Here is a 23,786-nt window from a genome sequence, read left to right as displayed (position 1 = left end):
TGCTGCGCGTCGGCCGGCTTGCCGGACAGCACGAGCAGCGCGGCGTCGACCTGCGATGCGCGATTCGAATTGGGCGCGTACTGCCGCCACAGCTCTGCGGCGGACAGCGCGTCGGCCGGGCTCTGCGCGCCGAGCGCGATTTCGGTCGCGCGCTGCGCCATGCGCGGGTCGTGCGTGTCGCGGGCGAGCGCGAGATAGGTCTGGAACGCAGGCGCAGGCTGGTTGCGCTGCAGCGCAACCTCGGCGGCGAGCACCTGGTAGACGATCTGGCTCGTCAGCTGGACGTTCGGGAGATCCTTTTTCTCGTCCGGCAACACGTGATCGAACGCGCTCTGGGATTCGGCATCGTCCGGCGCCGGATCCTGCGCGTGCGCCGGGAAGGCGGCAAGCGTCCATGCGGCGACCAGCGCGGCACCAAGCGCGCGGCGGATCGGGAAGGCGCGCGAGGCACGCGCGTCGGCGGCGGGGCGCTTCTGAAGCAGCTTCGAGGGCAGGGTCATGGAAATCCGTTCGATGTTTCAGCCGATTGTATCGCGCTCGCTACAATACACGCACGATCGTCATCATCCAGTCTAAGACCCCCAGAACATGCCAGAGTTGCCGGAAGTCGAAGTCACGCGCCGCGGTATCGAACCCTTTGTCGCGGGCCGTCGCGTCGAGCGCGTCGACGTGCGCACCGCGATGCTGCGCTGGCCCGTGCCCGCCGGGCTCGCGGAACAGCTGCGCGCGCGCGAGGTGCTCGGCGTCGAGCGGCGCGGCAAGTACCTGCTGTTCGAAGTCGATGCCGGCTGGTTCATCGTGCACCTCGGCATGACGGGCACGCTGCGCGTGCTGCCGACGGCCGGCGCGCCGCCCGCGGCCGCGAAACACGACCATATCGACTGGATTTTCGACGAGTTCGTGCTGCGTTTCCGTGATCCGCGCCGCTTCGGTGCCGTACTGTGGCATCCGCGCGAAGACGGCGACGTGCACGCGCATCCGCTCTTGGCCGGGCTCGGCGTCGAACCGTTCTCGCCGGCGTTCACCGGCGCGCTGCTGCACGCGCGCACGCGCGGGCGCTCGGTGTCGGTCAAGCAGGCGCTGCTCGCGGGCGACATCGTCGTCGGCGTCGGCAACATCTATGCGTCGGAGAGCCTGTTCCGCGCGCGCATCCGGCCGACCACCGCGGCCGGCAAGGTGTCGCTGCCGCGCTACGAGCGGCTGGCCGACGCCGTGCGCGCGACGCTCGCCGACGCGATCGAGCGCGGCGGCAGCACGCTGCGCGATTTCGTCGGCAGCAACGGCGAGAGCGGCTACTTCCAGCTCGACTGCTTCGTCTATGATCGCGCCGGGCAGCCTTGCCGCGTGTGCGGCACGCCGATCCGGCAGATCGTGCAGGGCCAGCGGTCGACCTACTATTGTCCGTCCTGCCAGCGTTGAAACCACTTGCCACCTACTTGCGACCTTGAAGCCACCCCGTATCGCCCCCGCTCCGTTTCCCGTCACGCCGCTGCACCGCACGTTCGCCACGCGCCTGATCGCGTGGCAGCGCGAGCACGGTCGCCACGACCTGCCGTGGCAGAACACCCGTGACCCGTATCGCATCTGGCTGTCCGAAATCATGCTGCAGCAGACGCAGGTATCGACCGTCGTGCCTTATTACCTGCGCTTTCTCGAGCGCTACCCGGACGTCGCGGCGCTCGCGGCTGCACCGCTCGACGACGTGATGGCGTTGTGGGCCGGCCTCGGCTACTACTCGCGCGCGCGCAACCTGCATCGCTGCGCGCAGGTCGTGGTGGCCGACCACGGCGGCGCGTTTCCGTCGACGCCGGAGGCGCTCGCCGAACTGCCGGGCATCGGCCGCTCGACCGCCGCGGCGATCGCGTCGTTCGCGTTCGGCGCGCACGCGACGATTCTCGACGGCAACGTGAAGCGCGTGCTCGCGCGCGTGTTCGGCGTCGAGGGGTTCCCGGGTGAAAAGCGCGTCGAGAACGACATGTGGGCGCTTGCCGAATCGCTGTTGCCCGACGCGGCGCATGCGGACGACGTGAGCGCCTACACACAGGGGCTGATGGATCTCGGCGCGACGCTGTGCGTGCGCGGCAAGCCGGATTGCGCGCGCTGCCCGTTCGCGGGGGATTGCGTCGCGCAGTCGACGGGCCGGCAGCGCGAATTGCCGGCCGCGCGTCCGAAGAAGAATGTGCCGACGAAGAAGACGTGGATGCTCGTGCTGCGCGACGGCGACGCGGTGCTGCTCGAGCGGCGTCCGCCGGCCGGCATCTGGGGCGGGCTCTGGAGCCTGCCGGAGGCCGACGGCGATGCCGCGCTCGCCGAGCGCGCGCGCGGATTCGGCGGCGGCGGTCCGGTGCCGCTCGCGCCGCTCACGCACACGTTCACGCATTTCAAGCTCGAGATCGAGCCGCGGCTGAGCGAAATGGGTGACGGCGGCGCGCTCGTCGCGCAGGACGCACAGACTGCGTGGGTGCCGCTCGCCGGGCTCGACGCATATGGCGTGCCTGCGCCGGTGCGCAAGCTGCTCGACGGATTGAGCGGTTCACTGCTGTAACGCAACGCGCTTTGACGCGACGCGCGGGTCGCGCGCGGAGTGCGCCCGCGAAGCGCACCTGCAAAGCGCACCCGCAACGCGCACCGGCCTTCGCGCTCAGAGCCAGCCGTGCCGGTTCAGCACGTGATGCACGGCGTCGATGCGCGCGCCGACATCGGGAAACTCCATCAGCTTCTGTCGCGCGCGCAGGTCGAGCGGCAGCAGTTCCGCGAGACGGTTCGACACCCAGCTCGGATCGTCGAGCCGGAACGGTTCGCAGAACGGCAGCTTGTCCTTTTCCTTGTCGATCTTCTGCTTTAGCGCGTCGATGATGCGTTCGAGCACCTCCGCGCACGCGCCGAACTGCGCGAGCGCCTGCTCGCCCTCGAGCGGAATGTCGTCGGGCAGCGGCTCCGCGATGCCGACCAGCAGCCCGTTCGCCTCGACGCGATGCGACAGCAGCTCGAAGCGCTGCGTGCCGATCGCCTGCAGGAACAGCATCCCGAACTCGCCGGTGTCGCATTCGACGATGCGCGCCATGCAGCCGATCGTTTCGGGTACCGACACCGCACCTTCCTGCGCGACTTCCGGGCCGCTCTTCAGCAGGCAGACGCCGAACGGCGCGTCGTCGCGCAGGCACGCGCGCGCCATGTCGAGGTAGCGCGCCTCGAACACCTTGAGCGGCAGCAGGCCGCCCGGAAACAGCACCGTATGGAGGGGGAACAGCGGCAGGTCGAGCAGGGTGGTCGAGAGAGAGGACATGGCGCTTTCGGAGAAGCGGCGTCGCTAAGGTCTGGCGACCTCGGCCACGAGCCGCGACGACGCGTCGACATCCACGGGCGCGTCACGATGCCGCACGATCACGTTCGCCTCGCGCGCGAGGCGCGCGGCGAGCGTTTCCGCGATGAACACCGAGCGATGCTGGCCGCCCGTACAGCCGATGGCGACGGTCAGATAGCTACGGTTGTCTTCGCGGAAGTGCGGCAGCCATTTGATCAGGAACGCATGGATGTCGTCGATCATCTGGTGGACGATCGGCAGTGCGTCGAGAAACGCGATGACCGGCTGGTCGAGCCCGGTGAGCGGGCGCAACTGATGGTCGTAGTACGGGTTCGGCAGCGCGCGCACGTCGAACATCAGGTCGGCGTCGAGCGGCACGCCGCGCTTGAAGCCGAACGATTCGAACATCAGCATCAGGTCGTCGTTCTTCTGTTCGATGAAGCGCTTGACCCAGGTGCGCAGCACGTTCGCGCGCAGGTTGCTCGTGTCGATCTGGTGGCCGAACTCGGCGAGCGGCGCGACGAGTTCGCGCTCGCGCTCGATCGCCTCCTCGAGCGACGACAGCAGGCCGATGTCCGCGTCGTGCGATGGCGAGCCCGACAGCGGATGACGGCGGCGCGTTTCGGAGAAGCGCTGGATCAGCGCGGGGGTGCTCGCATTGAGGAACAGCACGCGCAGATCGTGATCGCGCGACAGCGTACGGATCAGGCCGGGCATTTCGTCGAGCGACGCGCTCGAGCGCGCGTCGATCGCAACCGCGAGCCGCTGCTGGCCTTCTTCGGCGAGGTAGCGGGTCAGCTCGGGCAGCACTTGCGGCGGCAGATTGTCGACGCAGTAGTAGCCTGCGTCCTCCAGCGCATTCAGCGCGACGGATTTGCCGGAACCGGAAATGCCGGTGATGAGAACGATGCGCATGGGAAGCAGAAAATCCTGACGGTTCATCATAGCACCGGCACGACGCGCCCGCGCTGCGCGACGGGCCGCAGCGGGCCCGTTGCTGGTGTGAGCAGGCCCTATACGAGCTTGCCGGGAAACTGACTATCGGGATCTTGCATCGCGAGTCGTTGCCGATCCATGAAATCACGCAACGTGTCGATTCCGCGCAACTGCAGGATCGTGTTGCGGACCGCTGCCTCGACGAGCACCGCGAGGTTGCGGCCGGCCGCAACCTGGATCGTGACCTTGCTGATCGGCAAACCGAGCACGTCGACGGTCTGGCTTTCGAGCGGCAGGCGCTGGAACTCGCCGTCCGGGCGCCGCACGAGCTGCACGATCAGCTTCAGCTTCATCTTCCGTCGCACGGCGGTCTCGCCGAAGATGGTCTTGATGTCGAGCAGGCCGAGGCCGCGCACTTCGAGCAGGTTCTGCAGCAGCGGCGGGCAGCGCCCTTCGACGAAATCGGGGCCAAGACGGACGAAGTCGACCGCGTCGTCGGCGACGAGGCCGTGGCCGCGGCTGATCAGCTCGAGGCCGAGTTCGCTCTTGCCGAGGCCCGAGTCGCCCGTCAGCAGCACGCCCATCCCGAGGATGTCGAGAAACACGCCGTGCAGCGTCGCGCGCGGCGCGAGGATGCGCGACATGTAGAGGCGCAGGCTGTCGATCACCGCGGCGGCCGACATCGGCGTCGTGAACAGCGGGGTCGACGAGCGCGTACAGCGCAGCACGAGTTCGGGCGGCGCCGCGGCGCCGCCGGCGACGACGAGGAACGGCGGCTCGAGGGCGATCAGTTCGGCCATGTGGCGCGAACGGTCTTCGTCGGTCTGCCGCTGGTAGTAGTCGATCTCGGCTTCGCCGAGCACCTGGATCCGGTTCGGGTGGATCAGGTTCAGGTGGCCGACGAGGTCGGCGCTCGAGGTCGCGTTCGCGACGGTGTCGGCCGAAAAGCCGCGCTCCCAGCCTTCATGCCCCGTCAGCCAGCTGAGCTTCAGCGTGGCCGCGTTGTCGTCGAAGATGCTTTGGGCGTTGATGCTGGACGTATCCATGAGTCCGTCACTCCAATGAGCCGGTGCGCGCGCGTGGCGACGGGCGTCGCCTTGCCGGGCCGGCGCCGGGCGGCCCGGGACGGCGGCTTGCGCCGCCTCGTTCGGGAAAATGTACCGCCCGGATCAACTCAAGGTTGCCACTGAGTGAGCAGGCGATGCAACTCGGCGGGGTCCGTTTCGTTGTGCAAACGCTCGCGCGCGTCGCGGTCGGACAGCAGTTGCGCGATTTCCGACAGGATCTCGAGATGCTGCTGGGTGGCTTGCTCGGGGACGAGCAGGAAAATCAGGAGGGAAACCGGCTGGCCGTCGGGCGCCTCGAACGGAATCGGATCGGCGAGCCGCACGAACGCGGCGAGCGGATGCTTGAGGCCCTTGATGCGCCCGTGCGGAATCGCGACGCCTTCGCCGAGCCCGGTCGAGCCGAGGCGCTCGCGCGCGAACAGGTTGTCCGTGACGGTGCTGCGGGCAATGCCGTTCTGATTCTCGAACATCAGCCCGGCTTGTTCGAACACGCGTTTCTTGCTGGTGACGGAGAGGTCGATGACGACGTTCTCTAGGGGCAGGATTTTGGCTAGGCGATTCATGTTGGCAGGCGATTGGGCGGCCTGGGGTCTCCTCGCGGCGGCAGACTGATTTTCCATGTTCGGCGATATCAAGGCGTTTGGCGATGGCGACCTGCGAGGCACGGCGACCGTACCCAACGCCCCCCGGCCCCCCCGGCAAATAACCGGAGCATTATAGAACACAGCCGGGCGCGTGGCGCGAAGCGGCCGGGCGGCTCGCGCGAGCCGCTCGCGGTGCCGGCAGTGCCCGCAGTGTTGCGCCGGACTACAAAAAAAACCGCCCGGCGAACCGGGCGGCATGCTGATGCGGTGTGCGCTTATTGCGGCGGCACTTCGATCTGTTCGATCGCCGGCTGAAGCTTGATCGGATCGTGCGCGTGCGTTTGCAGGCGCTCCATGTGCTTGACGACCTGGCGATCCAGCTTGTCGATCAGCAGATCGATCGCCGCGTACAGATTGCCGTTCGCGCTTTCGACGAAGATGTCCTTGCCCTTCAGATGCAGATTGATTTCCGCGCGTTGCTGCTTGTCCTTTTCCTTGTGGTTGTCGACCGAGAGAATCACAGTGCCATCGATTACCTGATCGCTATGCCGTAGCACCCGGTCCAGCTTGGTGATCACGTATTCGCGAATTGCAGGCGTGACTTCGAGATGATGTCCACTGATCTTCAGGTTCATAGTGCTTCTCCAAGCGAGTGGCCACCAGTCCGCGTTGTTGCGGTCGTCCGGTCGACTTGCCCGTGCCGCATCCGCGATGCGGCAGATGACGGACAGGTCGCCCGGCCTTACCCCGTGTGCGCGGTGGCCGGAACACGCCTGCCGCCGGGCAGGCAGCAGGCTTAAAGAGACTTGCGCAGATTGACTGCCGGGATCTTGAGGGCTTCGCGATATTTTGCAACCGTGCGGCGCGCAACCACGAAGCCTTGTTCTGCCAGCAGTTCGGCAATTCGGCTGTCCGAAAGAGGCGATTTTGTGTCTTCGGCTCCTATCAGTTGCTTGATGAGGGCACGGATGGCGGTCGACGATGCGGCGCCACCGGTGTCGGTCGAAACGTGAGATCCGAAGAAGTACTTAAATTCAAGCGTCCCGAACGGGGTCAGCATGTACTTCCCGGTTGTCACACGGCTGACAGTCGACTCGTGTAGGCCCAGCGTATCAGCTATTTCCCGCAAAACCAAGGGGCGCATCGCGATTTCACCGTGCGCAAAGAAATTCTTCTGACGTTCGACAATAGCCTGCGCAACACGCAGGATCGTGTCGAAGCGCTGCTGGATATTCTTGATCAGCCAGCGTGCTTCCTGCAGTTGTTGCTTGAGCGAACCCGCGGACGGATCGCCGCGGCTGTTGCGCAGGATGTTCGCGTAGAGGTTGTTGATCCGCAGGCGCGGCACGACTTCCGGATTGAGTTCCGCCTGCCAGCCCTGGCCGACCTTCTTCACCATGATGTCGGGCACGACGTAGTCGGCCTCGGCCTTGCCGTACGCGGCGCCGGGGAACGGTTCGAGCGAGCGGATCAGCGCGTGCGCGTCGCGCAGCGCGTCGTCGGTCGCCTTCAGGTGCTTGCGCAACCGCGTGAAGTCGCGCGCGGCCAGCAGCTCGAGGTGTTGCGACACGATCTCGAGCGAGAGCGTGCGCGTCGGGGACGGATCGAGCCGCAGCAGCTGCAGCTTCAGGCATTCGGACGCCGAACGAGCCCCGACACCGGCCGGATCGAAGCTGTGCAGCAGCGCGAGCGCGGCGTTCAGCTCGTCGCAGTCGACCTCGAGTTCGGGCGGCAGATCGGCGAGCACCTCGTCGAGCGTCGCGGTCAGGTAGCCGTCGTCGTCGAGCGATTCGATCAGGAACATCACGAGCGCGCGGTCGCGCGGCCCGGCCTGCGTGACGCGCAGCTGCGCGGACAGGTGGTCGCGCAGCGACGTCGCGGCTTCCTGCACCTGCAGCGGCGGCAGGTCGTCGTCGTCGGACGCGCCGCTCGCGCGGCCGAACTCGTCGAGGTTCCATTGCGGACCGTCGCCGCTGTCGCCGCTTGCGTAGCCGTCGTACTCGTCGGCGCCGGCAGGCTCGTCACGTTCCGCGCGCTCGCTGGTCTGGCCGCTGCCGTTGGTGGCCGACATCGGCTCGGGGTTCGACGCGGGCGGCGTCTGCGCGATCAGCGAACCGTCCGCTGCAACGCGCAGCGGGCTCGCGATCCATTCGTCGTCGTTCTCGAGCAGCGGATTCTGGGCGACCGCCATCGCCACTTCCTGCTGGAGTTCGAGCGTCGACAGCTGCAGGAGCCGGATCGACTGCTGCAGTTGCGGCGTCAGCGCCAAGTGTTGCGACAGGCGGAGTTGAAGGCTGGCTTTCATGGCAAGGAGGGAGTCATACCCGGAGTTTGCCACGACCCACCGCATTGGGCCATCCGCGATTACGCGCGCCGCCACGGCCGCGTGAAAAGGGGCACGGCCCCGCGCGGCGGAGCCGGGCAGGGCCGTGTGGCGCGTTGCCGTGAACGCGCGTTACGTGTGCTTTAAGTGCGCTCTAAGTACGCGTCAAGTGCGAGTTACATGCGGAAGTGTTCGCCGAGATACACGCGGCGCACGCTTTCGTTCTCGATGATCTCGCTGGGGGCGCCGGCCGCGAGCACCGAGCCGTCGCTGATGATGTACGCGTGGTCGCAGATGCCGAGCGTTTCGCGCACGTTGTGGTCGGTGATCAGCACGCCGATGTTGCGCTGCTTCAGGAACTTGACGATCTTCTGGATCTCGAGCACCGCGATCGGGTCGACGCCCGCGAACGGCTCGTCGAGCAGGATGAAGCTCGGGTTGGTCGCGAGCGCGCGTGCGATCTCGACGCGGCGGCGTTCGCCACCCGACAGCGACAGCGCAGGGTTCTCGCGCAGGTGGCCGATCTGCAGCTCGTCGAGCAGCGCTTCGGTGCGCGACGCGATCGCGTCCTTCGACAGCCGCTTGCCGTCGTCGCCGAATTGCAGCTCGAGCACCGCGCGGATGTTTTCCTCGACGGTCAGCTTGCGGAACACCGATGCTTCCTGCGGCAGGTACGACAGCCCGAGCGATGCGCGCTTGTGGATCGGCAGCAGGCTGATCGAGCTGCCGTTCAGCGAGATCTCGCCCGCGTCGAGCGGCACGAGGCCGACGATCATGTAGAACGACGTGGTCTTGCCGGCGCCGTTCGGGCCGAGCAGGCCGACGACTTCGCCGCTCTTCACGTCGAGCGACACGTCCTTGACGACGGTGCGCGAGCCGTAGCGCTTCTTCAGGTTGCGGACGACGAGCGAGCTCGACGTGCCGGCCGGCTGGCGGTTCGGTAGCGCGTTCATCAGTCCGGCGCTCCCTGGATCGTCGACGACGGCGCGAGCTTGGCCGGCGCGCCCGTCAGCGGCGCGGGGCCGCCGTTCTTCGGCGACAGCATCGCGCGCACGCGGCCGTTCGGGTTGCCCGGCGCGGCGACGTCCTTGCCGCCGCGCGCGGTGTAGAAGTCGCGCTGGCCGTCGTACGTGACCACGCTGCCGTGCACGGTGTCGGCGATCGTCGTCGTGCCCTGCAGGCGGCGCACGGTCGCGGCGGTGGTGAGCGTCGTCAGGTCCTGCTTGCCGTCGTAGTCGATGCGCTCCGCGTCGCCGTCGATGTATTCGTCGAGGCCTTCGCGCTTCTGGCGGAACGACGCGTGTTTCTTGCCGCTGCCGTATGACGTGGCGTACTGGTAGCCTTCCGGATCCTGCCGCACTTCGACGCGATCACCCTTGATGACGATCGTGCCCTTCGTGATCACGACGTTGCCGGTCGCGACGGTCACCTGCTTCAGGTCGTCATAGGTCAGGTTGTCGGCCTCGACGTTGATCGGCTTGCTCTGGTCGGCCTTCTCGGCATGGGCGAGCGGCGCCAGCCCGACGAGCGGGAGCGCCACGAGCGTCGCGGCGAGCGCGGCGCGGACGGCGCGCGCAGCGCCGCCGGTATTCTGACGAGGGAACGATTCGTTCATGCAATCACGTGAGGGATGCGTCACCTGGGTTGAGCTTTCGAGCCGCCGGACGTGTCCGCCGCGGCAATCGTGCCGCGCACGTTGCCGTAGAGCTCGATGACCCGGGTGACGTTGTTGTACTTCATGCCGTCGGTCGCGTTGACGAGCGACAGGCCGCGCTGAAGTTTAACCGGCTTTTCGGTCTGGATCACATCATCATTGACGAAGATCCGGAAATGCTGGGAATCGGCCTGCATCTGCGGATCGCCGCCGCCCGCCGCGCGCAGGATGCGCGCGTCGTCGTACAGGTCGACGACCGACACGTCGCCGTTGACGGTGCCGCGCTTCGCGGTGGTCGTCACGATCGGCCTGCCGGGCTGGAACGCGCGCATCGCGGGCGCGGTCAGGTCGCTCGATTCGGTGTCCTCGAAGTGGATCAGCTTCGTCGCCGTCAGCCGGTACTGGGTCGCGCCGGACTGGTCGAGCTCGGTGACCGAGAAGTTGTCGGCGAAATAGTCGGGCGTGTGGCGCTTCTCCTGCGCGGGGCCTTCGCCGGGCGGCGGCAGCGTCGCCTGCAGCAGCCACCACGTGACGCCCGCGAGCGCCGCGACCGCGGCGAGCGGCAGCAGCTGGGTCCAGCGGAATCGGCTATTCATCCGTCAGGCTCCGCAGGCGGCCGCGAGCAGCGCGTCGTAGCGGCGCTGTGCGCGCAGGATCGTGTCGCACACTTCGCGCACCGCGCCGTGGCCGCCGCGGGCCTCGGCGACCCAGTGCGCGCGCGCGATCACGTCGGGATGCGCGTTGGCCGGCGCGGCCGCGAAGCCGCAGCGCAGCATCACGGGCAGGTCGGGCCAGTCGTCGCCCATGTAGCCGCACGCGTCGGCCGCGAGGCCGAGCGACGCGATCAGATCGGCGAACACCGCGAGCTTGTTGTCGACGCCCTGGAACAGGTGCGTGATCTTCATTTCCTTCGCGCGGGCGGCGACGATCTCGGAACGGCGGCCGGTGATGATCGCGGTCGCGATGCCGGCCTCGCCGAGCAGCTTCACGCCATGCCCGTCGAGCGAATTGAACGACTTCATCGCGTCGCCGGCGGCCGTAAACAGCAGGCCGCCGTCGGTCAGCACGCCGTCGACGTCGAAAACCATCAGCTTCACGCGGCTCGCGCGTTCGGCCGCAGTGAGCGCAGCGGTCATCAGATCACCTTCTTCGAGAACAGGTCGTGCATGTTCAGCGCGCCGATCAGCGCGCCGTCGGCATCGACCACCAGCATCTGGTTGATCCGGTGGCGCTCCATCAGTTCCACGGCCTCGACTGCCAGGTGATCCGGCGCGATCGTGCGCGGGTTGCGCGTCATCACATCGGCGATCGGCAGCGCGCGGAAGTCGCCGTCGCGCGCGAGCACGCGGCGCAGGTCGCCGTCCGTGAAGATGCCCGCGACCTTGCCGGCCGCGTCGACCACGGCCGTCATGCCGAGGCGCTTTGCGGTGATCTGGAACAGCGCGTCCGACAGCGTCGCGTCGAGCCCGACGGACGGAATCTCGTCGCCGGTGCGCATCACGTCGCGCACGTAGGTGAGCAGGCGCCGGCCGAGCGCGCCGCCCGGGTGCGAGCGCGCGAAATCCTCGGAGCCGAAGCCGCGCGCGTCGAGCACTGCGACGGCGAGCGCGTCGCCGAGCGCGAGCGCGGCGGTCGTGCTCGCGGTGGGCGCGAGGTTCAGCGGGCACGCTTCCTTCGACACCGCGGCGTTCAGGTTCACGTCGGCGAGCTGGCCGAGGCTGGATTCGGAGCGGCCCGTGATCGCGATCAGCTTCGCGCCGATCCGCTTCACGAGCGGCAGGATCGCGACGAGTTCTTCCGACTCGCCGGAGTACGAGATGCCGATGAACACGTCGTCGGCCGTGACCATCCCGAGGTCGCCGTGGCTGGCTTCGGCCGGATGGACGAAGAACGCGGGGGTGCCGGTGCTGGCCAGCGTGGCCGCGATCTTGCGGGCGATGTGCCCCGATTTGCCGATTCCGGAAACGACCACGCGGCCGCTGCAGCCGAGCAGCAGCGCGACGGCCCTGACGAAGTCGCCGTCGAGCTGGTCGCTCAACGCGCGCACGGCGTCCGCCTCGATGTCGAGCACGTCGCGGGCGAGCGCGAGCGCCCGATCATCATTGATTTTCGCTATCATGCGCGGAGTATAGCAAAGGCGTTTGTTCGCCGCGCCGGCCCTTCGGACTCGTCCGATGTCGCCTGTCCACCGCCACCACCCGCGCCCGCATTGCCGTGGCCCCGACGAACGAGGACGCTTTGCCCGTGATTTCCCCGCTCGAAATGACGCTCCTGCTGCTGCTGGCTTCGGTGGTGGGCGTCGTCGTGTTCCGTTCGCTGAACCTGCCGCCGATGCTCGGCTACCTGACCGTCGGCATCCTGGTCGGCCCGCACGCGCTCGGCATCGCCGCGGATCTCGAGCGGGCCGAGCATCTCGCGGAATTCGGCGTGGTGTTCCTGATGTTTTCGATCGGCCTCGAGTTCTCGCTCGCGAAGCTGCGCGCGATGCAGCGGCTCGTGTTCGGCCTCGGCCTGTTGCAGGTGGTCGCGACGCTCGTGCTCGCGCTTGTGCTCGGGATGCTGTTCGAACGCTGGGTGCACATCACGTGGCAGGGCGCCGTCGCGCTCGGCGGCGCGCTCGCGATGTCGTCGACCGCGATCGTGTCGAAGATGCTCGCCGAGCGGCTCGAGATCGAGACCGAGCACGGCCGCAACATCTTCGGCGTGCTGCTGTTCCAGGATCTCGCGGTCGTGCCGCTGCTGATCGTGATCGCCGCGTTCGGCGCGGAATCGTCGAAGGATCTCGCAATCACGCTCGGCTTCGCGGCCGTCAAGATCGTGATCGCGCTCGCGCTGCTGCTGATCGTCGGGCAGCGCTTCATGACCCGCTGGCTCAACGTCGTCGCGCGGCGCCGCTCGCAGGAGCTGTTCGTGCTGAACCTGCTGCTCGTTACGCTCGGCGCCGCGTTCATCACCGACAAGTTCGGCCTGTCGCTCGCGCTCGGCGCGTTCATCGCGGGGATGCTGATTTCGGAGACGCCGTTCCGCCATCAGGTCGAGGAGGACATCAAGCCGTTCCGCGACGTGCTGCTCGGCCTGTTCTTCGTGACGACCGGGATGCTGCTCGATCCGCGCGTGATCTGGGAGCACCCGTTGCTCGTGCTCGGCTTCTTCGTCGGGCAGATCCTGTTCAAGGGCACGATGATCGCGGGGCTCGCGCGGCTCTTTGGCGCGAGCCCGGGCGTCGCGATGCGCACGGGCCTCGGCCTCGCGCAGGCCGGCGAATTCGGCTTCGTGCTGCTGAACCTGATTCTCGACCGGCATCTCGTCGATTCGACGCTGCTGCAGGCGATCCTCGCATCGATGCTGCTGTCGATGCTCGCGGCGCCGTTCCTGATCCAGAACGCGGACCGGATCGTGATGCGGCTGTCGTCGACGGAGTGGATGATGCAGTCGCTGCAGATGACCCGGATCGCGACGCAAAGCCTGAAGCAGCGCGGCCACGTGATCATCTGCGGCTATGGCCGCGCAGGGCAGAACCTGGCGCGGATGCTCGAGCAGGAAGGGATTTCGTACGTCGCGCTCGACCTCGACCCCGACCGCGTGAGCTCGGCCGCGGCGGCCGGCGAATCGGTCGTGTTCGGCGACGCCGCGCGCCGCGAGTCGCTGCTCGCAGCCGGTATCCACCGCGCGGCGGCGGTGGCGATCACCTATGCGAACACGCCGTCCGCACTGCGCGTGCTGCATCACGTGCACGAGCTCGAACCGACGCTGCCGGCGATCGTGCGCACCGTCGACGACGCCGACCTCGAGAAGCTGCTCGCGGCCGGCGCGACCGAGGTGATCCCGGAGATCGTCGAAGGCAGCCTGATGCTCGCGTCGCATACGCTGGTGCTGGTGGGCGTGCCGATGCGCAAGGTCGTGCGGCGCGTCGAGGAGATGCGTGACGAGCGCTACAGCCTGCTGCGCGGCTATTTCCGCGGCGCCGACGACGCGGACGACGACGACCACGAGCAGGTGCGGCTACAATCGGTGCCGGTCGACGCACGCGCGGATGCGGTCGGGCGCTCGCTGGACGAGCTCGGGCTGTTTGCGCTCGGGCTCGAGGTGACGGCAATCCGCCGGCACGGCATCCGCGGCGTCGAGCCGGATCCGCAGACCAAGCTGCGCGCGAGCGATATCGTCGTGCTGCGCGGGCTGCCCGAGGCGCTCGCGCTCGCGGAGGAGCGCCTGTCGCGCCACCGGCGGGAGCCGCCGGCCACCGCGGTCTGAGCGTTGGCCTAAGCGTTGGCCAATCATTATCTGACCCGTATTACTGGAATGACTGAACGGTGCCCGGAACGTCGCGCACCGTTTTTTCGGAGAGTTTCATGCCGCATTCGTCGTCGGGCGCGCCGCTCGATCCCGCCGCCTTCATCCACAGCCAGATCCGCACCGTGCCCGACTGGCCGCAGCCAGGCGTGATGTTTCGCGACATCACGACGCTGCTGCAGAGCCCGAAGGCGCTGCGCGTGCTCGTCGACCTGTTCGTCGAGCGCTATGTCGACGCGAAGCTCGACTATGTCGCGGGCCTCGATGCGCGCGGCTTCATCATCGCGCCGATCGTCGCGTACGAGCTGAGCGTCGGCTTCGTGCCGATCCGCAAGGTCGGCAAGCTGCCGTACAAGACCTGCTCGGAATCGTACGAGCTCGAATACGGCAGCGCGACCGTCGAGATCCACGAGGATGCGTGCCGGCCCGGCGACCGCGTGGTCATCATGGACGATCTGATCGCGACCGGCGGCACGATGATGGCGGGGCGCAACCTGCTGCAGCGGCTCGGCGCGGTCGTCGTCGAGGGCGCGGCGATCATCGACCTGCCGGAACTCGGCGGCTCGGCGCTGCTGCGCAACGCGGGGCTGTCGGTCTACAACGTCACCGAATTCGCCGGCCACTGAGCGCCGGCTTACGCAGCGAGGTCATGATGCCGAACTTCATGCTGTTTCTCGCCACGTCGATCGCGATCACGTTCGCGCCCGGCCCCGACAACCTGCAGGTGCTCGCGCGCGGGATCTCGCAGGGCCGCGCGGCCGGCCTCGTCGCGGCGCTCGGCTTTGCCGCCGGCGTGACGTTCCACACGACGCTCGCGGCGCTCGGCGTCGCGGCCGTGCTGCGTTCGTCGCCGGTCGCGTTCCAGATCCTGAAGCTCGCGGGCGCCGCGTACCTCGTGTGGATCGGCATCAAGGCGTTGCGCAGCCAGGGCCTCGCGACCGCGCACACGCGCCCCCCGCAGCCGCTCGCGTCGATCTTCCGGCAGAGCGTGCTCGGCAACCTGATGAACCCGAAGGTCACGCTGTTCTTCGTCGTGTTCCTGCCGCAGTTCGTCGATGCGCACGGCGCGCAGAGCGTGACGCTGCAGATGTTCGAGCTCGGCGCGCTGTTCATGCTGCAGACGGCCGTGATCTTTTCGCTGTTCGGCGTGTGCGCGGGGGCGATCGGCGCGTGGCTGAAGCGTCGGCCGACGGTCGGCGTCTGGCTCGACCGGCTCGCCGGCGCGACGTTCATCGCGATCGGCATCCGCGTCGCGCTGAAGGACTGACGGAGCGGCCGATGACGTTTCCCTGCATCGCCGCCGCGCGCCGCTTCGACCCGGCCGCGCACCTGCGCTTCGAGATCGCCGGTGTGCCGGTCGGCTGGGTGCGGCGTTCCGACGCAGCGCGGCTCGCCCGCTGGCCCGACGTGTTCGAGCTGACGGACGACCGTGTCGTGCTGTCCGGCCGCTACGACTCGGTCGACGCGCGCAGCATGGCGCTCGCGAGCGCGATCGGCGCGCTTGCGGCCGAGGGCGCGATTCCCGGCTGGCGCGACGAGATCTACGCGATCCGCAACCGCTTCGACGATCCGCCGCTTGCGTACATCGAGCGGGCCGCGTCGCGGTTCTTCGGCACGCAGACTTATGCGGTGCACCTGAACGGCATCGTAGAATATGCGGTTCAACCGGCGGCACCTCAGCCGGGTGCGCCCCGGCCGGAAGGCGCTGCGACGCCGCAGATGTGGCTCGGCCGCCGCAGCGCGACCAAGGCAACCGACCCCGGCATGCTCGACAACGTCGTCGCGGGCGGCATCGGCTGGGGGCTCGGCGTTCACGAGACGCTGACGAAGGAATGCTGGGAGGAAGCCGGCATTCCGGCCGAACTCGCGGCACGCGCGATCGCGGGCCGTGCGGTGCAGGTGCTGTGCTCGCTGCCGGAAGGGACGCAGTCCGAACTGATCTTCGTCTACGACCTGCCGCTGCCGCGCGACTTCGCGCCGCACAACCAGGACGGCGAAGTCGCCGAGCACCTGCTGGCCAGCGTGCCGGAGGTGGTCGGCTGGCTGCGGGACGGCGACGCGACGATGGACGCGAGCCTCGCGATGCTCGACACGCTGCTGCGGCATCGGTGGATCGCGTCGGACGACGCGGCGGGAATCGACGCGCTGTTCGCGCACGCAGCCTGACGGCGCGCATCGGACGGGCGCGGGTGGCTTGCCGGGCTGCCGCGGACGGCCCCGAGCGACCCAGAGCGACCCAGAGCGGGCCATTTCACGAATACGGAAACGAAGGGAGTAGCGGTCATGTCGGCCGATCACAGCTTTATCTTGAAACTGTCGTGCCCCGACCGGCACGGCATCGTCCACGCGGTCTCGGGCTTCCTGTTCGAGCGCGGCAACAACATCCTCGATTCGGCGCAGTTCGGCGACAGCCGCACCGGCGAGTTCTTCATGCGCGTGCATTTCGAGCATGATGGCAGCGGCATGGATGCGACGTCGTCGCTCGACACGCTGCGCACGCAGTTCGCGCCGCTCGCCGAGCAGTTCGCGATGCGCTGGGAGTTGCACGACGCGGCGGCGAAGCCGCGCGTCGTGATCATGGTGTCGAAGATCGGCCATTGCCTGAACGACCTGCTGTTCCGCTATCGCACGGGCCAGCTGCCGATCGAGATCCCGGCGATCGTGTCGAATCACAAGGATTTCTACCAGCTCGCCGCGAGCTACGACATCCCGTTCCATCACTTCCCGCTCGTCGGCGGCTCGTCCGACGCTGCGAAGGCCGCGCAGGAAGCGCGCGTGCTGGAAGTGATCGACGAGCATCAGGCGGACCTCGTCGTGCTCGCGCGCTACATGCAGATCCTGTCGCCGAACATGTGCGAGCAGCTTGCCGGCCGCGCGATCAACATCCACCATTCGTTCCTGCCGAGCTTCAAGGGCGCGAAGCCTTACTACCAGGCGTTCGACCGCGGCGTGAAGCTGATCGGCGCGACCGCGCACTACGTGACGACCGATCTGGACGAAGGCCCGATCATCGAGCAGGAAGTGGAGCGCGTCGACCACAGCATGACGCCGGACCAGCTGACCGCGATCGGCCGCGACGTCGAGTGCGTGACGCTCGCGCGCGCGGTGAAGTGGCATGTCGAGCACCGCATCGTGCTGAACGGGACGAAGACGGTCGTGTTCCGCTAAGCCACCGTTCTGCCGCACGACAAGCAAAACGCCGCACCCGTTGCCGGGTGCGGCGTTTTGCGTTGGGGCGGGCGTTGCGTCCGCGCGGCGTGTCAGATCAGCCGCAGCATGTACAGCTCGCGCTTCAGGTACGCGTAGAAGATCGGCGCGGCGATCACGCCCGGCAGCCCGAACGCGGCTTCCATGACGAGCATCGCGAGCAGCAGTTCCCACGCGCGCGATTCGATCTGGCCGCCGATGATCTTCGCATTCAGGAAGTACTCGAGCTTGTGGATGATCACGAGGAACGCGAGCGACGCGATCGCGGTGCCCATGCTCACCGACAGCGACACGGCGACGATCAGCGTGTTCGAGACCAGGTTGCCGATCACCGGCAGCAGGCCGACGATGAACGTGACGAGCACGAGCGTCTTCGACATCGGCAGCTGCTCGTGGAAGATCGGCAGCGCGACCAGCAGGTAGAGGCCCGTGAAGAACGAGTTGATCGCCGAGATCTTGATCTGCGCGAACACGATCCGGCGGAACGCGTCGGCGAAGCGTGACACGCGCGTGACGAGCGCGGTCGACAGCGGCCGGCGCACCTTGCCGTGCTCGACGCCGATCGCGATCATCGCGCCGATGATCATCCCGAACAGCACGTGGCCGAAGCCGCGCGCGACGTTCTTGCCGCTCTGCTGCAGCTGGTCCATGTGCGTGTGCATCAGCACGGCCGCCTTCGCCTTCATCTGCTCGACGTCGACGGGCAGCAGGTTCGCGATCCACGCGGGCGTGCGCGCGCGGGTCTGCTCGACGATCTGCATCAGCTGGCCGAGCAGGCTCTGCAGGTTCGGCACCGTGTGCTCGAAGTGTTCGATGATGCCGATCGTGATGCCCGTGAGCCCGCCGACGATCGCGGCGGACAGCAGCACGACGGCGACCCAGCGCGCGCGCATGCTCGTCGTGTGGCGCTCGATCACCGGTGCGATCGTGTGGATCAGCTGGTAGACGAGCAGGCCGGCGAGCAGCCCGCCGAGCAGCTTGAGGTCGAGGATGAGCCACATCGCGACGAGCGCCAGCAGGTAGCTGCCGATCTCGATCGCCGACAGTTTCGGCAGGCTGAAGTCGCTCGTCAGCCGCACGCTGCGCAAGTGCGGCTCCTTGTTCTGCGCTTCGCGCGGCGACTCTTGTTGCTTCTCCATCGTGTTTTCCTTTGTCGACCGGAGTGAGCGCTTCAACGCTTGCTCCGGCCCCATGCTTCGCGGTCGACCGGAGTCGGCGCTTCAGCGCTGACTCCCGGCCCATGCAGAGCTGTCGTTCGTGCGCCGGCCGGTGCGAGCCCGGCCGGGTGGCGTCCGCCTGTCTCCGCACCGGATTGGTGCGGATGGCGAACCTTACGACCGTAAAGTATAGCCGCCATTATGGTCCGCAACTTGACGTTTGGCGCGTGGTGTAAACGAAGAAGGGAAAACGAGGACGCGTGCGGCCGCCCGGAGGGAAGGGAATCGCGCGCGCGGCCGGGCGGCCGCGCGCGGGGGGCGCCGGATAGCGGGATCAGCCCGCCGCGACTTTGCGGTTGTTGCGCTTGAGGAGCGGCGCGAGGTACTTGCCGGTGAAGCTCGCCTTCGTCTTCGCGACCTGCTCGGGCGTGCCCTGCGCAATGATCTGGCCGCCGCCCGCGCCGCCTTCCGGGCCGAGGTCGATCACCCAGTCGGCTGTCTTGATCACGTCGAGGTTGTGCTCGATGATCACGACCGTGTTGCCCTGGTCGCGCAACCGGTGGATCACTTCGAGCAGCAGCGCGATGTCGTGGAAGTGCAGGCCGGTGGTCGGCTCGTCGAGGATGTACAGCGTGCGGCCCGTGTCGCGCTTCGACAGCTCGAGCGACAGCTTCACGCGCTGCGCCTCGCCGCCCGACAAGGTCGTCGCCGACTGGCCGAGGCGGATGTAGCCGAGGCCGACGTCGAGCAGCGTCTTCAGCTTGCGTGCGATGACGGGCACCGCGTTGAAGAACTCGTACGCGTGCTCGACCGTCATGTCGAGCACTTCGCTGATGTTCCTGCCCTTGTACTGGACTTCGAGCGTCTCGCGGTTGTAGCGCTTGCCGTGACACACGTCGCACGGCACGTAGACGTCCGGCAGGAAGTGCATCTCGACCTTCAGCACGCCGTCGCCCTGGCACGACTCGCAGCGGCCGCCCTTCACGTTGAACGAGAAGCGGCCCGGATCGTAGCCGCGCTCCTTCGACGTCGGCACGCCCGAGAACAGCTCGCGGATCGGCGTGAACAGGCCCGTGTAGGTGGCCGGGTTCGAGCGCGGCGTGCGGCCGATCGGCGACTGGTCGACGTTGATCACCTTGTCGAAGTGCTCGAGGCCTTCGACCGCCTCGTGCGGCGCCGGCTCGGCCGACGAGCCGTACAGGTGGCGCGCGACCGCGTGGTACAGCGTGTCATTGATCAGCGTCGACTTGCCGGAGCCCGACACGCCGGTGATGCAGGTCAGCAGGCCGACCGGCAGCTCGAGGTCGACGTGCTTCAGGTTGTTGCCGTGCGCGTCGACGATGCGCATCATCCGCTCCGGATCGGGCGCGATCCGCTCGTCCGGATACTCGATCGTGCGCTTGCCGACGAGGTACTGGCCCGTCAGCGACTGCGGGTTCGCCTGCACCTGCTTCGGCGTGCCTTCCGCAACCACCACGCCGCCGTGCTCGCCGGCGCCCGGGCCCATGTCGACGACGTAGTCGGCGGTGCGGATCATGTCCTCGTCGTGCTCGACGACGATCACCGAGTTGCCGAGGTCGCGCAGGTGCTTGAGCGTCGCGATCAGCCGGTCGTTGTCGCGCTGGTGCAGGCCGATCGACGGCTCGTCGAGCACGTACATCACGCCCGTGAGGCCCGAGCCGATCTGCGACGCGAGGCGGATGCGCTGTGCCTCGCCGCCCGACAGCGTCTCGGCGCTGCGCTCGAGCGACAGGTAGTCGAGGCCGACGTTGTTCAGGAACGTCAGGCGCGCGACGATCTCCTTGATCACCTTGTCGGCGATCTCGGCTTTCGCACCTTCGAGCGTCAGGCCGTCGAAATAGCCGAGCGCGTCGCGCAGCGGCCAGCCGCTGACTTCATAGATCCCGCGCGCGTAATCGCCCGTGCCGATCCGCACGTGGCGCGCCTCGCGGCGCAGGCGCGTGCCGTCGCATGACGGGCACGGCTGGTTGTTCTGGTACTTCGACAGCTCCTCGCGCACCGCGACCGAATCGGTCTCGCGGTAGCGGCGCTCCAGGTTCGGGATGATCCCCTCGAACACGTGCTCGCGGATCGTCGTGCGGCCGCGCTCGTTGATGTACGAGAACGGGATCGTCTGCTTGCCGGAGCCGTACAGCAGCACTTTCTTGATCTTCTCGGGCAGATCCTCGAACGCGGCGTCGATGTCGAAATCGTAGAACGCCGCGAGGCTCTGCAGCATCTGGAAGTAGAACTGGTTGCGCCGGTCCCAGCCCTTCACCGCACCGGCGGCGAGCGACAGCGACGGATGCGCGACGACCCGCTTCGGGTCGAAGAACGTGATCTGGCCGAGGCCGTCGCAATCCGGGCACGCGCCCATCGGGTTGTTGAACGAGAACAGGCGCGGCTCGAGTTCCTGCAGCGAGTACGAGCACACGGGGCACGCGAACTTCGAGCTGAACAGGTGCTCGTGGTCGGTATCCATCTCGAGCGCGATCGCGCGGCCGTCGGCGAGGCGCAGCGCGGTCTCGAACGACTCGGCGAGCCGCTGCTTCATGTCCGCGCGCACCTTCAGGCGGTCGACGACGACGTCGATCGTGTGCTTGTCGTTCTTCTTGAGCTTCGGCAGCGAATCGACCTCGTAGATCTTCGCGACGCCTTCGTTCGCGGTGCCGCCGCCCGAGCGCACGCGAAAGCGCACGAAGCCCTGCGCCTGCATGTCCTCGAACAGCTCCGCGTGCTCGCCCTTGCGGTCCGCGACGACGGGCGCGAGGATCATCAGCTTGGTTTCCTCGGGCAGCGCGAGCGCGGCGTCGACCATCTGCGACACGCTCTGCGCTTCCAGCGGGATGTCGTGGTCCGGGCAGTACGGCGTGCCGACCCGTGCGTACAAAAGTCGCAGGTAGTCGTGGATTTCCGTGACCGTGCCGACGGTCGAACGCGGGTTGTGCGACGTGGCCTTCTGCTCGATCGAGATCGCGGGCGACAGGCCCTCGATCAGGTCGACGTCCGGTTTCTCCATCAGCTGAAGGAACTGGCGCGCATACGCGGACAGGCTTTCCACGTAGCGGCGCTGGCCTTCGGCATAAAGGGTATCGAACGCAAGCGACGATTTGCCCGATCCGGACAGCCCGGTAATCACGATCAGCTTGTGGCGCGGCAGGTCGAGATTGACGTTCTTCAGGTTGTGGGTACGCGCCCCACGGATACGGATTTGTTCCATGAACCTGGCGAAAAAGGAGGGAACCAAACCTGCTACTATAACGGCTTTTCGAGGCCGTCGTTCGGGGCCCCAAACGGGTCACAAACGGGCTCCAGGCGTTTGCAGCAGCTGTCAGCAAGGCGGCGCCTGCGCCGGGAATGCCGCCGTGCCGCACGGCTTTCCGGGTCTCGAGCGGCCTGTCGGCGGCCCGCGTCACGTCCGCCTGCCCGGACCGCCCGATCGACGATCACCGACCAACGGCCCTGATCTTCCGCCGCCCGGTGCCGGGCGGACCATCCGATCATTCGAAATTCGTTCCCGATGTCCAATCCGTCCGCCACGTCTTCCCGCATGAGCGCGCCCGAACTGCGTGCGACCACGTCGCTCGCGGCGATCTTCGCACTGCGCATGCTCGGCCTGTTCATGATCATGCCGGTGTTCTCGGTCTACGCGAAAACCATCCCGGGCGGCGACAACGTGCTGCTCGTCGGGATCGCGCTCGGGGCCTACGGCGTCACGCAGTCGCTGTTCTACATTTTCTACGGCTGGGCGTCCGACAAGTTCGGCCGCAAGCCGGTCATTGCCACGGGCCTCGTGATCTTCGCGATCGGCAGTTTCGTCGCCGCGTCCGCGCACGACATCACGTGGATCATCGTCGGCCGGGTCATCCAGGGGATGGGCGCCGTGTCGTCCGCGGTGCTCGCGTTCATCGCCGACCTGACCTCCGAGCAGAACCGCACGAAGGCGATGGCGATGGTCGGCGGCTCGATCGGCGTGTCGTTCGCGGTCGCGATCGTCGGCGCGCCGATCGTGTTCCACTGGGTCGGGATGAGCGGGCTGTTCGCGATCGTCGGCGTGCTGTCGATCCTCGCGATCGGTGTCGTGGTGTGGATCGTGCCCGACGCGGCCAGGCCCGTGCACGTGCCCGCGCCGTTCGGCGAGGTGCTGCACAACGTCGAACTGCTGCGCCTGAATTTCGGCGTGCTGGTGCTGCACGCGACGCAGACCGCGCTGTTCCTCGTCGTGCCGCGCCTGCTCGTCGACGGCGGGCTGCCGGTCGCGTCGCACTGGAAGGTCTACCTGCCGGTGATGGGCCTCGCGTTCGTGATGATGGTGCCCGCGATCATCGTCGCGGAAAAACGGGGCAAGATGAAGCCGGTGCTGCTCGGCGGCATCTTCGCTATCCTGATTGGCCAATTGCTGCTGGGCAGCGCGCCGCATACCATCCTCATTGTGGCAGCGATCCTGTTCGTCTATTTCCTCGGATTCAACATCCTGGAAGCGTCGCAGCCGTCGCTGGTCTCGAAGCTCGCGCCGGGCTCGCGCAAGGGCGCGGCGACGGGTGTATACAACACGACGCAATCGATCGGGCTCGCGCTCGGCGGCGTCGCGGGCGGCTGGCTGCTGAAGCACGGCGGCGCGAACACGGTGTTCTACGCGTGCTCGGGCCTCGTTGCCGCGTGGCTTATAATCGCGGCCAGCATGAAAGCGCCGCCGCGCAAGGCCTGACCCTTTATCCGGGCACGCATCGGTGGCGCTTGCCGGGCCGCCCGGCGGGCCGGCTCGACGTGATCCGCGAGCGGCCCGGCATCGAATTTACTGGAGAAACACATGGCATCCGTCAACAAGGTCATCCTCGTCGGCAATCTCGGCGCCGATCCTGAAGTCCGTTACCTGCCGAGCGGCGACGCGGTTGCGAACATCCGTCTCGCGACGACCGACCGCTACAAGGACAAGGCGAGCGGCGAGTTCAAGGAAATGACCGAGTGGCATCGCGTCGCGTTCTTCGGCCGCCTCGCGGAAATCGTCAACGAATACCTGAAGAAGGGTTCGTCGGTGTACATCGAAGGCCGTATCCGCACCCGCAAGTGGCAAGGCCAGGACGGCCAGGACCGTTACTCGACCGAAATCGTCGCCGATCAGATGCAGATGCTCGGCGGCCGCGGTGGTGCGGGCGGCGGCGGCGGTGGTGGTGATGAAGGCGGTTACGGTGGCGGTTATGGCGGCGGTGGCGGCGGCCGTGGCGAACAGATGGAGCGCGGCGGCGGTGGCGGTGGTGGCCGTA

At 67.5% G+C, this 23,786-nt stretch carries 22 protein-coding genes and 1 pseudogene; 9 read left to right on the top strand and 14 right to left on the bottom strand.

Going from position 1 to position 23,786, the window contains the following annotated elements; translation table 11 throughout:
- Positions 1-500, bottom strand: a pseudogene (locus tag G3N94_RS28570) (hypothetical protein); the annotation flags it as partial.
- Positions 501-588: 88 nt separating this feature from the next.
- Here G3N94_RS28570 and mutM point away from each other — a divergent pair.
- On the top strand, positions 589-1,419 hold the full coding sequence (mutM, locus tag G3N94_RS28565; RefSeq protein ID WP_124601857.1) for a bifunctional DNA-formamidopyrimidine glycosylase/DNA-(apurinic or apyrimidinic site) lyase: 831 nt from the start codon (positions 589-591) through the stop codon (positions 1,417-1,419).
- Positions 1,420-1,444: 25 nt separating this feature from the next.
- Positions 1,445-2,545 carry an A/G-specific adenine glycosylase gene (gene mutY / locus G3N94_RS28560; protein ID WP_205796043.1) on the top strand — a complete coding sequence of 367 codons (1,101 nt, stop codon included), beginning with the start codon at positions 1,445-1,447 and terminating at the stop codon, positions 2,543-2,545.
- Between the two features lie 96 nt (positions 2,546-2,641).
- On the opposite strand, the gene G3N94_RS28555 is transcribed toward mutY, so the two are convergent.
- The 11 genes from G3N94_RS28555 to kdsD all read right to left on the bottom strand — a co-directional run bounded on the left by G3N94_RS28555 (position 2,642) and on the right by kdsD (position 11,987).
- On the bottom strand, positions 2,642-3,286 hold the full coding sequence (locus G3N94_RS28555) for an LON peptidase substrate-binding domain-containing protein (protein ID WP_205796041.1): 645 nt from the start codon (positions 3,284-3,286) through the stop codon (positions 2,642-2,644).
- A 24-nt stretch (positions 3,287-3,310) separates the two neighbouring features.
- Positions 3,311-4,219: an RNase adapter RapZ gene (rapZ, locus tag G3N94_RS28550; protein ID WP_205796030.1), complete on the bottom strand. Its 909-nt coding sequence runs from the start codon at positions 4,217-4,219 to the stop codon at positions 3,311-3,313.
- A gap of 98 nt (positions 4,220-4,317) precedes the next feature.
- A complete protein-coding gene (gene hprK, locus G3N94_RS28545) occupies positions 4,318-5,286 on the bottom strand; it encodes an HPr(Ser) kinase/phosphatase (RefSeq protein ID WP_010090664.1) in 969 nt (322 codons plus the stop codon).
- Between the two features lie 128 nt (positions 5,287-5,414).
- Positions 5,415-5,927, bottom strand: a complete 513-nt coding sequence (locus G3N94_RS28540) for a PTS sugar transporter subunit IIA (protein ID WP_205796048.1) — start codon at positions 5,925-5,927, stop codon at positions 5,415-5,417.
- 239 nt (positions 5,928-6,166) lie between these two features.
- The gene (gene raiA, locus G3N94_RS28535; RefSeq protein ID WP_124601861.1) at positions 6,167-6,526 is read right to left on the bottom strand and encodes a ribosome-associated translation inhibitor RaiA; all 360 of its coding nucleotides are present in this window, start codon (positions 6,524-6,526) and stop codon (positions 6,167-6,169) included.
- A 161-nt stretch (positions 6,527-6,687) separates the two neighbouring features.
- Positions 6,688-8,196 carry an RNA polymerase factor sigma-54 gene (locus G3N94_RS28530; RefSeq protein WP_205796028.1) on the bottom strand — a complete coding sequence of 503 codons (1,509 nt, stop codon included), beginning with the start codon at positions 8,194-8,196 and terminating at the stop codon, positions 6,688-6,690.
- A gap of 194 nt (positions 8,197-8,390) precedes the next feature.
- Positions 8,391-9,167 carry an LPS export ABC transporter ATP-binding protein gene (gene lptB / locus G3N94_RS28525; RefSeq protein WP_124601863.1) on the bottom strand — a complete coding sequence of 259 codons (777 nt, stop codon included), beginning with the start codon at positions 9,165-9,167 and terminating at the stop codon, positions 8,391-8,393.
- A complete protein-coding gene (gene lptA, locus G3N94_RS28520) occupies positions 9,167-9,829 on the bottom strand; it encodes a lipopolysaccharide transport periplasmic protein LptA (protein WP_205796026.1) in 663 nt (220 codons plus the stop codon). Before lptA ends, lptB begins: the two co-directional genes overlap by 1 nt.
- A 20-nt stretch (positions 9,830-9,849) precedes the next feature.
- Positions 9,850-10,464, bottom strand: coding sequence for an LPS export ABC transporter periplasmic protein LptC (lptC, locus tag G3N94_RS28515; RefSeq protein ID WP_205796024.1), 615 nt, complete (start codon positions 10,462-10,464; stop codon positions 9,850-9,852).
- Positions 10,465-10,467: 3 nt separating this feature from the next.
- Positions 10,468-11,004, bottom strand: a complete 537-nt coding sequence (locus tag G3N94_RS28510; RefSeq protein ID WP_205796022.1) for an HAD family hydrolase — start codon at positions 11,002-11,004, stop codon at positions 10,468-10,470.
- Positions 11,004-11,987 carry an arabinose 5-phosphate isomerase KdsD gene (gene kdsD / locus G3N94_RS28505; RefSeq protein WP_205796020.1) on the bottom strand — a complete coding sequence of 328 codons (984 nt, stop codon included), beginning with the start codon at positions 11,985-11,987 and terminating at the stop codon, positions 11,004-11,006. Before kdsD ends, G3N94_RS28510 begins: the two co-directional genes overlap by 1 nt.
- Before the next feature lie 125 nt (positions 11,988-12,112).
- Between kdsD and G3N94_RS28500 the strand changes: the two genes are divergently transcribed.
- The 5 genes from G3N94_RS28500 (at position 12,113) to purU (ending at position 17,326) form a co-directional block, all read left to right on the top strand.
- On the top strand, positions 12,113-14,119 hold the full coding sequence (locus G3N94_RS28500; RefSeq protein WP_205796046.1) for a monovalent cation:proton antiporter family protein: 2,007 nt from the start codon (positions 12,113-12,115) through the stop codon (positions 14,117-14,119).
- A 98-nt stretch (positions 14,120-14,217) separates the two neighbouring features.
- Complete coding sequence (locus G3N94_RS28495; protein ID WP_205796018.1) at positions 14,218-14,784, top strand: adenine phosphoribosyltransferase; 567 nt, start codon at positions 14,218-14,220, stop codon at positions 14,782-14,784.
- A gap of 26 nt (positions 14,785-14,810) precedes the next feature.
- Positions 14,811-15,425, top strand: coding sequence for a LysE family translocator (locus G3N94_RS28490; protein ID WP_205796045.1), 615 nt, complete (start codon positions 14,811-14,813; stop codon positions 15,423-15,425).
- An 11-nt stretch (positions 15,426-15,436) separates the two neighbouring features.
- Positions 15,437-16,324: a DUF4743 domain-containing protein gene (locus G3N94_RS28485; RefSeq protein WP_205796016.1), complete on the top strand. Its 888-nt coding sequence runs from the start codon at positions 15,437-15,439 to the stop codon at positions 16,322-16,324.
- 117 nt (positions 16,325-16,441) lie between these two features.
- Positions 16,442-17,326 (top strand): formyltetrahydrofolate deformylase, encoded by an 885-nt coding sequence (gene purU, locus G3N94_RS28480; protein ID WP_205796014.1) that lies wholly within the window; start codon positions 16,442-16,444, stop codon positions 17,324-17,326.
- 92 nt (positions 17,327-17,418) lie between these two features.
- Here purU and G3N94_RS28475 read toward each other — a convergent pair whose 3' ends face one another.
- Positions 17,419-18,504 (bottom strand): hypothetical protein, encoded by a 1,086-nt coding sequence (locus G3N94_RS28475; protein ID WP_205796012.1) that lies wholly within the window; start codon positions 18,502-18,504, stop codon positions 17,419-17,421.
- Between the two features lie 352 nt (positions 18,505-18,856).
- On the bottom strand, positions 18,857-21,742 hold the full coding sequence (uvrA, locus tag G3N94_RS28470) for an excinuclease ABC subunit UvrA (RefSeq protein ID WP_205796010.1): 2,886 nt from the start codon (positions 21,740-21,742) through the stop codon (positions 18,857-18,859).
- A 300-nt stretch (positions 21,743-22,042) separates the two neighbouring features.
- On the opposite strand from uvrA, the gene G3N94_RS28465 reads away from it, so the two are divergent.
- Positions 22,043-23,230, top strand: coding sequence for an MFS transporter (locus tag G3N94_RS28465; RefSeq protein WP_205796008.1), 1,188 nt, complete (start codon positions 22,043-22,045; stop codon positions 23,228-23,230).
- Positions 23,231-23,332: 102 nt separating this feature from the next.
- Positions 23,333-23,786 (top strand): single-stranded DNA-binding protein (locus G3N94_RS28460; RefSeq protein WP_205796006.1); only part of this gene is annotated, 454 nt, incomplete at its 3' end.

Origin of the sequence: Burkholderia sp. Ac-20353 (genome assembly GCF_017104785.1) — a bacterium.
Classification (GTDB): domain Bacteria; phylum Pseudomonadota; class Gammaproteobacteria; order Burkholderiales; family Burkholderiaceae; genus Burkholderia.
This window is presented reverse-complemented; position numbering and strand designations above follow the sequence as displayed.